General features: G+C 70.9%; 13 protein-coding genes and 1 pseudogene. 6 read left to right on the top strand and 8 right to left on the bottom strand.

The features are described 5' to 3' along the window. Positions 1-67 precede the first annotated feature (67 nt). The 4 genes from IEY89_RS33760 to IEY89_RS33745 form a co-directional block, all read right to left on the bottom strand. Complete coding sequence (locus tag IEY89_RS33760; protein ID WP_229695560.1) at positions 68-469, bottom strand: GNAT family N-acetyltransferase; 402 nt, start codon at positions 467-469, stop codon at positions 68-70. Then, positions 466-927, bottom strand: a complete 462-nt coding sequence (locus IEY89_RS33755; RefSeq protein ID WP_229695559.1) for an NsdA family TPR-like regulatory protein — start codon at positions 925-927, stop codon at positions 466-468. The genes IEY89_RS33760 and IEY89_RS33755 overlap by 4 nt, the downstream gene beginning before the upstream one ends. A gap of 110 nt (positions 928-1037) precedes the next feature. After that, positions 1038-2357 (bottom strand): phosphatase PAP2 family protein, encoded by a 1320-nt coding sequence (locus IEY89_RS33750; protein WP_229695558.1) that lies wholly within the window; start codon positions 2355-2357, stop codon positions 1038-1040. 200 nt (positions 2358-2557) lie between these two features. Beyond that, on the bottom strand, positions 2558-3349 hold the full coding sequence (locus IEY89_RS33745) for a hypothetical protein (protein WP_189151342.1): 792 nt from the start codon (positions 3347-3349) through the stop codon (positions 2558-2560). A gap of 391 nt (positions 3350-3740) precedes the next feature. Here IEY89_RS33745 and IEY89_RS33740 point away from each other — a divergent pair, with 391 nt between their 5' ends. The 3 genes from IEY89_RS33740 to IEY89_RS33730 are packed head-to-tail and all read left to right on the top strand — an operon-like array spanning position 3741 to position 5750. Beyond that, entirely contained in the window at positions 3741-4424 is a 684-nt protein-coding gene (locus IEY89_RS33740; protein WP_189151341.1) for a HemK2/MTQ2 family protein methyltransferase, read from the top strand. Further along, on the top strand, positions 4408-4638 hold the full coding sequence (locus tag IEY89_RS33735) for a CDGSH iron-sulfur domain-containing protein (protein ID WP_189151340.1): 231 nt from the start codon (positions 4408-4410) through the stop codon (positions 4636-4638). Before IEY89_RS33740 ends, IEY89_RS33735 begins: the two co-directional genes overlap by 17 nt. After that, positions 4635-5750: an iron-containing redox enzyme family protein gene (locus IEY89_RS33730; RefSeq protein WP_189151339.1), complete on the top strand. Its 1116-nt coding sequence runs from the start codon at positions 4635-4637 to the stop codon at positions 5748-5750. The genes IEY89_RS33735 and IEY89_RS33730 overlap by 4 nt, the downstream gene beginning before the upstream one ends. A gap of 297 nt (positions 5751-6047) precedes the next feature. On the opposite strand, the pseudogene IEY89_RS33725 reads toward IEY89_RS33730, so the two are convergent. Next, positions 6048-6506 (bottom strand): annotated as a pseudogene (locus IEY89_RS33725) (SRPBCC family protein); the annotation flags it as partial. A 127-nt stretch (positions 6507-6633) separates the two neighbouring features. Here IEY89_RS33725 and IEY89_RS33720 point away from each other — a divergent pair. After that, positions 6634-8172 (top strand): FAD-dependent oxidoreductase, encoded by a 1539-nt coding sequence (locus tag IEY89_RS33720; protein WP_189151367.1) that lies wholly within the window; start codon positions 6634-6636, stop codon positions 8170-8172. 173 nt (positions 8173-8345) lie between these two features. Next, complete coding sequence (locus IEY89_RS33715; protein WP_189151337.1) at positions 8346-9836, top strand: MFS transporter; 1491 nt, start codon at positions 8346-8348, stop codon at positions 9834-9836. Between the two features lie 99 nt (positions 9837-9935). Here the strand turns inward: IEY89_RS33715 and IEY89_RS33710 are convergent, their stop codons facing one another. Both IEY89_RS33710 and IEY89_RS33705 read right to left on the bottom strand, forming a co-directional pair. Further along, positions 9936-10202 carry a hypothetical protein gene (locus IEY89_RS33710; RefSeq protein ID WP_189151336.1) on the bottom strand — a complete coding sequence of 89 codons (267 nt, stop codon included), beginning with the start codon at positions 10200-10202 and terminating at the stop codon, positions 9936-9938. A 36-nt stretch (positions 10203-10238) separates the two neighbouring features. Continuing rightward, complete coding sequence (locus IEY89_RS33705) at positions 10239-11516, bottom strand: PucR family transcriptional regulator (protein WP_229695557.1); 1278 nt, start codon at positions 11514-11516, stop codon at positions 10239-10241. 288 nt (positions 11517-11804) lie between these two features. Between IEY89_RS33705 and IEY89_RS33700 the strand changes: the two genes are divergently transcribed. Further along, positions 11805-12695, top strand: coding sequence for a DUF4394 domain-containing protein (locus tag IEY89_RS33700; protein ID WP_373287327.1), 891 nt, complete (start codon positions 11805-11807; stop codon positions 12693-12695). Between the two features lie 151 nt (positions 12696-12846). Here IEY89_RS33700 and IEY89_RS33695 read toward each other — a convergent pair whose 3' ends face one another. Beyond that, the gene (locus tag IEY89_RS33695) at positions 12847-13254 is read right to left on the bottom strand and encodes a DUF5955 family protein (RefSeq protein WP_189151335.1); all 408 of its coding nucleotides are present in this window, start codon (positions 13252-13254) and stop codon (positions 12847-12849) included. Between the last annotated feature and the right edge of the window lie 15 nt (positions 13255-13269).

Below are 13269 nucleotides of genomic sequence, written 5' to 3'. Positions count from 1 at the left end.
GACCTCGACCGCCGGTGTTGTCCGGACGGACCAGCGGGGAGGACCACTCGGGGTTGATGGCCTTGAGCTACTCGGCGTGCCGCCGTGAGCCGATGCCCTGGGACTGCCACGAGGGACTGACGGCAAGTTCACACAGCCCCATGAGGCGGCCTGCGCGGACGTGCTCGGGGATGTCCGCCAGCAGGTCGCGGCCGTACCAGTATTCGGGCGTGCACGGGAACGCGTATCCGAAGCCCACCATGGTGCCGTGCGTATACGCGGCAACCAGGGTGAAGCCCTCGTGACGGAGGTGGCCGACGACCTGGCGGCGCAGCGCGGCGACGGACAGGCCGTCGGTGGATGCGCCCGGGTTGTTGACGAGTTCGGGGTGAGCATCAGCCCAGATGTCGGCGATGGTGTCGAGCAGGGGCGGGACCTGGCCGGTCCCGTAGGTACGGATCACGACATCTGTGCGGGTACGGGGGGTCACGGCCGTCCTCCTCCGGTGGCGGTGGTGGTGCGGTACTCCTCGATCCAGCTCGCGACCGCGGGGACGCGGTTGTGCCGCTGGAGCGCGCCCGCGACGCTGTGGAGCGATCGCAGCAGTCGGTCGGAGCGAACCTCGGGGAGGAACTGCAGGAGGCGGCCCGCAGCCTCGGCGGCTGCCTCCGGCTCGGGACGCTCCCGCGCCGAATGCTGGATGGCGATGTCGGCGGTGTACAGAGCGCGGTTTCGGGCGAACGCCTTGCCGTGCAGCAGCACGGCCTGCTCGGCCCCGGAGGCGGCCCGTTCGTGTTGTCCGAGGTCTGCTCGGGCGAGGGACTCCAGGCCGACCAGCTCGCCGGGCGCGAAGAACTCCAACCATCCCGGGTCGTTGTCGGACGGGCCCTTGGCGTAGAGGTCGTGGGCGCGGACGATCGCCTGGTCGGTTGCTGAGGGGTCGCCCAAATGCCGGAGCCCCGGCGGCTGCATCGACCCGCAGCCGCCGGGCTCCTGGGCGGGTGAGCGCGCGTGCGCGTGATCCTGCCCAGCAACTCGTCGACGTGGGCCGACCTGATTCAGACCAGTTCCAGTCGCCGTTCCGGTTGCCGTGCCGGGGCGGGCTTCGGATCCCACCTTCTGGTGGTCCGTATGTAGCCGTCGATCACCGAGAGCATCGCCAGAATGATCAGTGGTCCGAACACCCACGGGTGTTCGGCCATCTCCATCGACAGGTAGCGGTACGACACGAGGAGCGCGGCGAAGACCGTCGTGCCGTGAGCGACCAGCCTGGTGGCCGATCGGTCCCAGCCGCGTGCGAGGGAGCGCATCGTCGCCTCGACCGTCAGCGCGAACACCACACCGGCCACGAGGTCCGCGCCGTAGTGGTAGCCGAAGCCCAGCGTCGCGGTGAGCGTGGCGACCAGCCAGAACGTGCCCGCGAAGCGCAGGAACCGCGGGCCCTTGCGGGAGTGGATGAAGATCGCGGTGGCCCACGCCGTGTGCAGGCTGGGCATGCAGTTGCGGGGGGTGATCCCGTCGTACGGCATCGGGTGCGGGGTGGTGATCGGCAGGGGCGTGTTCGGCCACAGGTCGGCCACCGCCCAGTGCCCGCCGCCGGTGCCGAAGGCACCGGAGCCGTAGGCGAAGACCGGTCCGACCACCGGGAAGATCATGTAGATGCCCGGTCCGAGGAGGCCGATCGCCAGAAAGGTGCGCACCACGTGATGGCGCGGGAAACGGCCCTCGGCCGCCACGTTGCGCAGCTGGTACAGCGCGACGCAGACCGCGGCCACCGCCAGCTGGATGTAGACCCAGTCGAGAAGATGGGTGCCGATCGGGCCCGTGGCCCTGACCATCCGGCCCACCAGCCACGACGGATCGCCCAGCGCGTGATCGGCGATCGCCACGTACTGGTCGAGCACCGTCGGGCGGGTCTTCGACGTGATCAGCAGCCAGGTGTCGCCCGCCTTGCGGCCCGCCACCAGCAGCAGGCCAAGACCGACGCCCTTCAGCAGCAGGATCCGTTCCCCGCCGGTGCGGCGCGTGACGGCGATGACCGCGCAGCCCAGCATCACCCACAGAGCGCCGTTGCCGAAGAAGTGGCCGCCGGCCACTCTGGCGCCCGGCGCCTCCCGCACCAGCAGGAGGACGACGTCGACACCGATCGCGACACCGGCCGCGATGAACCGTTCCCGCCAGGTCAGCACCACCATCGTCAACGCCATGCTCGCGTACAGCAGAGGCCCCGACTTGGGGGTGTACAGCACCTCTCGCGCCTGGTTGGTGATCGGCCCCGGCAGGCCGTAGTGACGCGCGGCGATCTCCAGCACGACGAGGAATCCGAGGCCCGCCACACCCGCCGCGGCCCAGAGCCTCGCTGAGGGCTGCCGCCACATCGAGAACTCGGTTCTGCGATGTATTCGCTCAAACACTCGTGGCGGCATGTGTGGGTTTCCATTCGATTTGCCGGACTTCTGTCAATCAGTTACTGATCACGCTTCAGGGCAGCTTTCTCCTCCATGAAGAAAACCTGTGCGAGACCTGTCAGGGGCTCCCGACAGATGAAGATGGCCGGATCACGGTCCGGGTTCCGGAGTCAGAGAGCTCCCCCGCTGTCCACCCATGTCTTTCTGGCCTCCCGCTCCCACCCCGGGTCCCGGGTGCTCCGCTTCAGCCGTTCGGCGCGCACCGGGTCGAGGGCGGGTTCGGCCGGGTGCGGCGGCAGATCGCGGCAGTGCTCCCGGAAGCGGTCGTGCCTGCCGGGCCACCACCGCAGTGCCACTCGTCCCAGCGGCACAGCGAGCATCAGCCACAGCAGAAAGCAGAAGAGGACCGCGAGGACGATACTCCAGGCGCCGGACGAGGAGAAGTCCCGGAGGAGCACCAGCTGGACGGCGAACCAGAGCGAGAGCAGTACGACGGTCAGCGTGGCCGGGGTGTGCAGCGCGTCCTCGGTGCGGGCGGACCAGCGCGGCACCTTCGCGTCCTCGGCGCGCAGGAAGGCGTCACGCAGTCCGCCGTGCTCGCCGTCCCGGTGGAGGCGGTACAGCGCGACAGGCTCCGCGTGGCGCCGGAGAGCGGTCAGCAGGGCGGCCGGGACGGGGTGCGGCGGTGACCCGCCGGCCGGGCCGTGGCCCTTGCCGGTGAGCGACAGACCCGCTTCCTCGTCCACCCGCACCAGACCGGCCAGCAGCTCGGCCGCCGCGGCCCGGTCGGCGTCATCGGGCCGGCCGGCCGTGGCGAGCGCGTGGTACGGGTCGATCGCCACCGCGTCCAGGTGGGCCGCGGCAGCCGGGTCGGCACGGTCCCACCGCCACAGCACGGCCGGCACGGCGTACACCCCTGCGGCGACGGCCACCGCCACGCCTGACAGCTGCGCTTGACTCATGAGCAGGGTCCCCCCGGACGGCCACCACCAGGACGGCGGATCAGATCAGCGTACTTGTCGGAGTTTCCCGCCATGCGGCAGATCCATGTCCGAGCCATCTACTTCGGCATGCCCACCCGCGCGCCCTCCCGAAGCGATGAAGTGACGGCCGCACGACATACGTGACGGACCGGGCACGCCCGTGGCCCGTTACGTCTGCTGCCAGGGGGTACTCGTGGTGCGCTGCCGGCTCGTGTCCGCGCAGCGGACCGTCTGTCCCCCTACGCGTCGGAGCGATCGTGCGAGCACCTGTCGTCAACCGCACTCCCAGGCAATCCCCTGCACCCTTCCCCACCGGGGCGCTGACCCGGCGCCCCGTGTCCACGCCGGGCTCGGACTGAAGGGGCCTCCCATGACAGTCGAAGCCGAACCCCTCGCCGCCCCCCGGCTCCGCTGCTGGGTGCCCCGGGGCGTGTACGCACCCCAGGCCGACACCAGGCTCCTGAGGCGGGCGATACGCCGTGAGGGCATCACGGAGCGGACGGACGTACTGGACCTGGGCACCGGCAGCGGCATGCTCGCGGTCGAGGCGGCCCGGCTCGGCGGCCGGGTCACCGCCGTCGACATCTCCTGGCGGGCACTCGCCACCGCCCGGCTGAACGCCCTGCTGAACGGGCAGTCCCTGCGCGTACGCCACGGCGACCTGGCGTCGGCGGTGCCCGGCCGCCGCTTCGACCTGGTGATCAGCAACCCGCCCTACGTACCCGCCCCGGACACCGCGCCGCCCCGGGGCCCGGCCAGGGCCTGGGACGCCGGCCAGGACGGCCGTCAGCTGATCGACCGCATCTGCGACACCGCGCCGACGGTCCTCCGCCCTACGGGGACCCTGCTGATCGTGCACTCCCACCTGTCCGGCATCGACCCGACGCTGGCCCGCCTGGAGAAGGCGGGACTGCGGGCGGAGGTCGTCGACCGGGCTCTGCTGCCCTACGGCCCGGTGCTGCGTTCCCGGCTCACCTGGCTGCGCGAGCAGGGGCTGACGGCCGACAGGGAAACGACGGAGGAGCTGGTGGTGATCCGTGCCGAACACGCCTGAACGTCCCCGCCGTGTCCGCGTCCAGCGCGACGGCCCCCTCCTTGTCGAGGGCCCGGTCGAGGTGGTGGGCGAGGACGGCGAGGTGTCGGTCTCGCACCGCTTCACCGTGGCGCTGTGCACCTGCCGCCGCAGCCGCGACTTTCCCTGGTGCGACACCAGCCACCGCCGCCGCTGCCGCAATCCGTCCGAAAAACAGGAAGACAAGACGTCATGACCGGCGCCCCCGCCCCCGCCCTCTCCTCTTCCCCCGCCCTCTCCCGGCAGCAGTTCCGGCTCCGGCCCCCGCCGCTGCCCGAGCCGCGCGGCCCGCTCTCCGCCGCGCTGACGGCCCGGCTGTCGCGGGGCACGGACCCGGACCCCGACCCCGGGAGCACGCCGCTTCCCGTCCCGTCCCCCGACAACTGCTCCCCGTACGGCGACGACCTGCAACTCGCCCTCTACGTCCTCTACGAGCTGCACTACCAGGGCTTCCAGGACGTCCCCGACAGCCTGGAGTGGGACAGCGGTCTGCTGGCCTTCCGCGGTGCGATCGAGAAGGTCTTCCTGGGCGCACTGCGCGCGGACGTGCCGATCGACAGCGCGGAGACGGCCGCGCGGGCACTGGACGAACTCCAGCTGGAGCCGGTCGGCGACGACGGCAGCGGTGTCTCGTACTTCCTCCGGGACGAGGGCACTCTCGACCAGGTGCGCGCGTACGCGGCGGTGCGCTCCCTCTACCACCTCAAGGAAGCCGACCCGCACGCGTGGGTCCTCCCCCGGCTCCACGGCCGGGCGAAGGCGGCCATGGTCGCCGTGGAGTTCGACGAGTTCGGCGGTGGCCGCGCCGAGGAGATGCACGCGCAGCTGTTCGCCGACCTCATGGAGGACCTGGGGCTGGAGACCACCTACGGCCGTTACGTCGACGCGGCACCGGCCGAGGTGCTCGCCACCGTCAACCTGATGTCCCTGTTCGGTCTGCACCGAGCGCTGCGCGCCGCGCTCGTCGGGCACTTCGCCGCCGTCGAGGTGACGTCGTCCCCGGGCTCACGCCGCCTCGCCGAGGCGATGCGCCGCGTGGGCGCCGGCCCGGCGGCCGTACGGTTCTACACCGAGCACGTGACGGCGGACGCGGTGCACGAACAGGTCGTACGGCACGACGTCGTCGGCGGACTCCTGGAGGGCGAACCCCACCTGGACGCCGACGTGGTGTTCGGCATCCACGCGACCACGTTCCTGGAGAACCGCCTCGCGGACAGACTGCTCGCCGCCTGGCACGAGGGCGCCACCGGACTCCGCGGGGCCTGGCCGGACGGGCCGGCACCAGGCGCGGGCCGATCCTCGGGCTAGCCGTCTGTCCTCCCGCAGCGAGCTGGCCCGCTGCGGGAGGACAGACCGATGGGCGCCGCGTACGGCGCCCATCGGTGTGGTGCGGTCAGGCCTCAGCGGTCAGACGAGCGGACCGGGGGTGCCGGGCGTACCCGGCGTGCCACGGGTACCGGGAGCACCCGGGGTACCGGGCATCCCAGGGGCTGCGGCGGGACCGGGGGTCCCGGGAGTGTGGGACGTGCCGGGCACACCGGTCGTCCCAGCGGTTCCCGGTGTCCCAGTGGTCCCCGGGGTTTCGAGCGCCTCACTGGCGCCCGGGTCTCCGGGGCGGATGCGTCCGCGCCAGGCGCCCGTCTCTCCGCCGCGCTCCTCGATGTAGTCCTTGAAGCGGTGCAGGTCGCCCTTGACCCGGCGGTCGATGATGCCGAGCGCGTCCGCGCCCTTCTCGACCATGCCGGTGGGCTCGACCTCCATCGTGAGCTCCACGCGGGTGTGCGTTTCGTCGATGCGCTCGAACCGGACCGAGCCGCGCTGGTGGGTGTCGCCGCCGACGGAACGCCAGGTGATCCGGTCGTCCTGGAGCTGGTCGACGATCTCGGTGTCGAACTCGCGCTTCACCCCACCGATCTTGGTGGTCCAGTGGTTGTGGCGCTCGTCCAGCTGCCGGACCTCCTCGACGCCTTCCATGAACTGCGGGAACTCTTCGAACTGAGTCCACTGGTTGTAGGCGGTGTGGACGGGAACTTCCACGTCCACGACTTCCTTAACCGTGCTCATGCTTTCCTCCTTATATGAGGTGTTGGCGGCATTGGCGGTCTTCCGCACGACCTCGGGTACCCAGGCTCACGGATTGAAGACCTCCGAGTTCCGGCGTATCCCGCACGGCAATGGGCACTCGGCCGCCATGAACCCCGAAACCGGAATCCAGAGCTCCTACTGGCTGGAGTCCGCGCCGCCGGCCGCCCCCGCTCCCCCGCCGTCCGGTGACCTCACCGTGGACGTCGCCGTGATCGGCGGCGGCATCGCCGGACTCAGCACCGCGTACGAGCTGGTCCGGCAGGGACGGGAGGTGGCGGTGCTGGAGGCCGACCGCATCGCCGCCGGGGTGACCGGCCGTACGACGGCCAAGCTCACCGCCCTGCACACCCTGGTCTACGACCACCTGCGCCGCACCCGCGGCCCCGAGGGCGCCCGCCTGTACGCCCGCTCGCAGACCGAGGCGATCCGGTACGCCGCCGGGATCGTCGACGAACTCGGCATCGACTGCGAGTGGGAGGAGGCGGCGGCCCACACCTACGCCGAGGACCCGCGGCACGTCGGGGAGTTGCGCGCGGAAGCGGAAGCGGCACGGGAGGCGGGTCTGGCGGCCGAGTTCGTCACCGAAACCGATCTGCCCTTCCCGGTCGCCGGGGCGGTCCGGGTGAGCGGACAGGCCCAGTTCCACCCCCGCAAGTACCTGCTGGCGCTCACCGAGGACCTCCGCAGGCGCGGCGGCACGGTGTACGAGGGCACACGCGTCGTCGGTCTCACCGAGGGCGAGCCCTGCGTCCTGCGCACCGACGCCGGGGTCTCGGTCCGCGCGAACGAGGTCGTGATCGCCACGCACTACCCCGTCTTCGACCGCGCCCTCCTCTTCACCCGGCTCAGTCCGCGCCGGGAACTCGTCGTCGCCGCGACCATCGACGAGGACCGCGCCCCGCGCGACATGTACATCACCCAGGAACAGAACACGCGCTCCGTGCGCAGTGCCCCGTACGGCGACGGCAAGCGGCTCCTCATCGTCACCGGTGAGCACTTCACCCCCGGCGCCGCCGGCACCGAGGAGAGGTTCGACCGACTGTCCGCCTGGGCCGACGACCGCTTCACCGGCCTCGCGTTCACCCACCGCTGGGCCACCCAGGACAACGACTCCACCGACTCCGTACCGCTGGTCGGACCGCTCCACCGCGGCAGCCGGCACACGTACGTGGCCACCGGCTTCGGCGGCTGGGGCCTGAGCGGCGGCATCATGGCGGGCCGCCTGCTGAGCGATCGGATCAACGGCCGTACGGTGGCGTGGAGCGACCTCTACGACCCACGCCGGCTGACGCCCGTGGTCCGCGAGGGAGTGTCGTTCCTGAAGCACCAGGCCCAGGTGGCCCGGCACTTCGTCGGCGACCGGCTGCCGACCATGACGGCACCCGAGCCGGGCGACATCCCGCCGGGCCACGGCGCCGTGCTGCGCCTGGGCGGCAGGCAGTGCGCCGTCCACCGGGACGAGAGCGGCTCCCTCCAGGCCGTCTCGGCCCGCTGCACCCACCTCGGCTGCATCGTCGCCTTCAACGACGCCGAACAGTCATGGGACTGCCCGTGCCACGGCTCCCGCTTCGCCCCGGACGGACGAATCCTCCAGGGGCCCGCGGTCCACCCGCTGGAGAAGCGCGACATCCCTCAGTCGGACTAGGAGCGGCGGCGACCGGGCCGGCGGGAGCCCGGAGCGCCCTCAAGAAGGTTGCTTGACTTAAGTAACTCCATTATGTTTGCCTAAGTCAAGCAATGTGACGCCCTCGACCTGTCTCGATCGGGCGCTCGATGCGACACCCGATTCCGCGACTCGCTCCACGGAGGCCCGACGCCATGCCCAACGCCCTTTCCCGACCCGCCGGAGCGGGAACATCTCCTCCGCCGAGGCCGAACGCCGTGGTGGCGGTACTGGCCCTGGCCGGCATCGTCGTCTCGCTGATGCAGACCCTGGTCATCCCGATCGTCCCCGAGCTGCCGAAGCTCCTGAACGCCCCGGCGTCCGACACCGCCTGGGCGGTCACCGCCACCCTGCTCGCGGCCTCCGTCGCCACACCGGTGGTGGGCAGGCTCGGCGACATGTTCGGCAAGCGCAGGATGCTGCTGGTCAGCATCGTGCTGCTGGTGTCCGGCTCGGTGGTCTGCGCGCTGGCCGACTCCCTCGTCCCGATGATCGTCGGGCGCGCCCTGCAGGGCCTCTCGGCAGCGGTCGTACCGCTCGGCATCAGCATCATGCGTGACGCACTGCCCGCCGACCGGCTGGCCGGGTCCACCGCGCTGATGAGCGCCTCGCTCGGTGTCGGCGGCGCGCTGGGGCTGCCCAGCGCCGCGTTCATCGCCGACAACTGGGACTGGCACATCCTCTTCTGGGTCTCCGCGGCCCTGGGCGTCGTCGCCCTCGTCCTGGTCGTCCTGATCGTGCCGGAGTCGAAGGTGCGCGCCGGCGGCCGGTTCGACCTGGTCGGTTCGCTCGGCCTCTCGGCCGGCCTCATGTCCCTGCTGCTGGCCGTATCGAAGGGCGGCGACTGGGGCTGGACCAGCGGCACCACCCTCGGCCTGGGCGCCGCCGCCGTACTGATCCTGCTGACCTGGGGCTGGTGGGAGCTGCGCAGCCCGCAGCCGCTGGTCGACCTGCGCACCACCGTCCGCCCGCAGGTGCTGTTCACCAACCTCGCGTCGATCGCGCTCGGCTTCTCGATGTTCGCGATGTCCCTGGTCCTGCCGCAGCTGCTCCAGCTGCCCGAGCAGACCGGCTACGGCCTGGGCAGGTCCATGCTGACCGTCGGTCTGGTGCTGGCCCCGCAGGGTCTGGTGATGATGGCCATGTCGGCCGTGTCCGCCCAGGTCACCAAGGCCAAGGGCCCGAAGGTCACCCTGATGATCGGTGCGCTGATCGTGGCCGGCGGCTACGGCCTGAACCTCCTCCTGATGTCCGAGGTCTGGCACCTGATCCTGGTGTCCTGCGTCATCGGCGCCGGTATCGGCTTCACCTACGGCGCCCTGCCCGCCCTGATCATGGGCGCTGTCGACCCCACCCAGACGGGTGCCGCCAACAGCCTCAACACCCTGATGCGGTCCCTCGGCACCTCCTTCGCCAGCGCCCTCGCCGGGGTGATCCTGGCCCAGATGACCACCGACTTCGGCGGCATGGCACTGCCTTCGGAGAACGCCTTCAAGGTCGTCATGGCCATCGGCGCCGGAGCCGCCCTGCTGGCCTTCCTCCTCGCCTCCTTCATCCCCCGCCGGCGGGAGACCGCGCAGGGGGCCGCGTCCGACAGCCCCGCCGAGGCGCCGCAGGGCACGGAGGGCGCCGCGATCAAGGCGTAGGCCGGCCTTACGTTCCCTCGTCCGCCGACCACGCGCGGAAGCCGCCGCCCGCACCCATGGGCGGCGGCTTCCGCGCATCCGTGTCGGCGACGACGATGATCACGCTACGGATCCGGGCTCGCAGCCGGCCTCACGGCGGACCGCGTCGGCGACCGTGTCACGGACCTCGGCCTCGGACGGCGTACTGCCCGTTCCCGCGAAGGCGCGGGAGAACAGCGGCTCGCCCCGGACTCGGTCGGCCATGGCCGCGAGGTGGATCCCCTGGCTGATGATCTCGGCCTCGCTCGTCACGTGGCGCCGGGCCGCCTCCTTGACGAGCGCCAGGTCCTCGGGGTCGGCGTGGACGTGGGTGCGCTTCGTGGACATGTACCAACGTCAGCCATGTACCAGGATGCCCCTGCTTCAACGCCACGCCCCCGACAGGCTCCTGGTGACGACGGCGCTGAAGACGCGTACGCCCTGTGCCGAGCCCGGGTCGATGTCGGTGAGTTCGCGTACCCGGCGGAGCCGGTAGTCGAGGGTGCGCGGGTGGATGGTGAGGGCCGCCGCGGCTGGACCGCGGTTCATGTCGTGGCGGTAGTACGCGTCCAGGGTGACGATGAGGTCCGGGCCGGGTTCGAGGCGGCGGGCCGTTGCCCGGAGCCATGCGTCGACGAACGGCACGTCCGCGACCGCCAGTTCGACGAAGACGTCCGCCAGGGTGTGCGGGCGCAGCCGCGCCGACGCGCGCCGCACCGGGGCCGCCCTGCTGATCCGGCGGGCCCGGTCGAACGCGCCGGCGAGGCCGGTCACCGGTGCGGTGGCGGTGCCGGCCGCGCAGGGGCGGCCGAGGGCTTCGGCGAAGTCCCGTAGGAGATCGGGGACGAGGTTCGGCGCAGGGGCAGGGGTGAGCTCGGGTTCGAGGGGAGGGACGAGGTCCGGTACGGCCTCGGGGGTGGGATCCGGGACCAGGGCGATCAGTTCACCACCGCCGCCTCGGCCCCCGTCCCTCCCCCTGGCGTCGCGCTCCGGGTACCACGTCACGGGTACCTGGTGTGTCTTCACCAGCGCCTCGATCTCGCTCTCCAGCTCGCGGCCACCTGCCGGGCGGTCCGGTACCCGGATCACCAACACCGTGTAGGAAGCGGCCAGTTCCATGTCGGTGACCTGCGCAAGCTCGGCCGCCGCCGCGTTCTCGGACAGCAACGCCCTTGCCAGCAGGGCGACTTGTTCGACGTACGGCATACGGCGTCGCAGTACCTTCACGAAGCCCTGGCGGTAGGCGCCGATGCCGCGCTCGCCCTGGGGGGCGAACCAGCCCATGATGCGCATGAGTTCGTCGAGGTCACCGCCGCGCCGGGCCTCCGTGGCCTCGTTGATCTCGCGCAGCATGAGCTCGGTGTGGACGCGCAGGACCTGCTGTCGCGCGTCCAGCGACATTCCCGCGCCGGCCCGCGCCTCACCCATCGACGCGATGTAGCCAAGGTCGTCGTCGGTCAGCATGCCGTTGTCCGGGGCCAGTTCGACCGTACGGCGGCGCAACCAGAGCGAGTACTCCATGGTCTCGTCCCTGATCCGGGGGCTCGTGTCCAGGGACCCGAGTTCCGGTATCTCGCGTGCGTACGTCTCGACCTCCCGGCGTGCGTTGGCCGACGCCCGCCGGGACAGTTCGGCGAAGAGGCTCCCCATGGGAGTGAGCATGTCACTCAGGGTGAGGGCGCCGACAGGCGAAAACCGGACGGCTGTTTATCACTCCGGGTGAATCGGTGAAGGGTGTGAGGGCGGCGCGTTTGTCACAGTGCGCAAAGTTCCCTTATCGGGGCGTTCTTGTGGCTCGATTCGCTTGTGAGGGTGCTGTGGCCTGGGCTTAATGAGAACCGTGCCCGGCGCCCAGGGGGACCGGTTCGGCTAAGGGACCACTTCGCATTCACGGGGCGTGACAGGCAACGGCTTCGCAGGGCACCTTCAGTCAAACGGGAGGGAACAACGATGAACGCCATGAAATCCGGGACCAGAAAGAGAATCGCGACCGCGCTCGCCATCGTGTCCGCGGCCACCGCGCTCATGGTGACCTCGCCCGGCTCCAGCTCCGCCGCCGCCACCGCCACGCCCAAGCTGCTGGCGTTCGGGATCACCGGTGACGGCCTGACCATGGCCAGCTTCAGCACCGACACCCCGGGGGTCGCCAACTGGGTCCGGGATGTCGTCGGACTCAGCGGCGACACCAAGCTGGTCGGGATCGACCACCGGGTGCAGAACGGCCTCATGTACGGGCTGGGTGAGAAGGGCGGCATCTACACGATCACCACCCCGCCGACCACCGTCGACGTGGTCGTCACCAAGGTCTCCCAGCTCAAGGTCGCGCTCTACGGCACGGCCTTCGACATCGACTTCAACCCGGCGGCCGACCGGCTGCGGGTGATCAGCAACAACGGCCAGAACCTGCGGCACAACCTGAACGACGGCACGACGGCCACCGACAGCGTCCTGAACTTCCCTCCGACGACCACGGCCGCCATCGGCGTGACCGGCGCCGCGTACACGAACAACGACCTGGTCGGCTCCACCGGCACGACACTCACCAACGTGGACACCTACAACGACCAGATCACCATCCAGTCGCCCCCGAACGCCGGCAGCCTCGTCGCGACCGGCCTGCTCGGCTTCGACGCGAACCTCGACGCCGGCTACGACATCTTCAGCTACACCACCAACGGCAGGACGACCTCCAACATCGCCTTCGCCTCCCTCACGCCGTACGGTGCCACCAGGCCGTCCTTCTACAGCGTCGACGTCCTCAGCGGCACACCGACGCTCATCGGTCAGTTCCCGTCCGTGCTCAACATCACGGACTTCACGGTGACCATCAGCGGTACCTGACTCTCCGAGTCGGTCCTCGCGCTCACGTGCTCGCCGCGGCCCGGCTGTTGCCGGGCCGCGGCGAGCACGTCTTCCACCACGCCCGGGTCCGCGCCTTTCGCCTTCGGCGTCCCGCGCCGACTGTCCGTGAGATCGAGACACCGACGAACCGTCAGGCGCCCAGGACCCCCCGTACCGTCTGCGCGAGTTCGCCGACCGCGACCGCGAGCGGGGTCACCGGCTGGACGAACGCGGTCAGGCGGTCCAGGGCGCGTCGCAGGACCGTCGGCTCCGGCTCCTCCTCGTCCAGTTCCTCGCGCAGGCGCCGCAGTTCCCGGGTGGTGCCCTCGGGGTCGGCCAGCGCCTCGCGGTGCTCGGCGAGCAACTGCTCGATGTGGACGAGGAGTTCGGACATCCGGGCGGCGGCCCGCTCCGCGTCCTGCGGCTGGAAGGCGACCGAGCCGGAGAACGCCTGGGCGCGGTGACCGATCGCCTGGTTGCCCACGTAGTGCGTACCGCCGTTGATCACCAGGCCGTTGTTGACGGGCGGCTCCGGACGGCCGACCTCACTGCTGCTCATCGCCAGGTCCCTTCC

This window comes from Streptomyces lacrimifluminis (genome assembly GCF_014646095.1).
Taxonomy (GTDB): domain Bacteria; phylum Actinomycetota; class Actinomycetes; order Streptomycetales; family Streptomycetaceae; genus Streptomyces; species Streptomyces lacrimifluminis.
The sequence above is the reverse complement of the archived record's forward strand: the minus strand, read 5'-3'. Positions and strand labels throughout refer to the sequence as shown.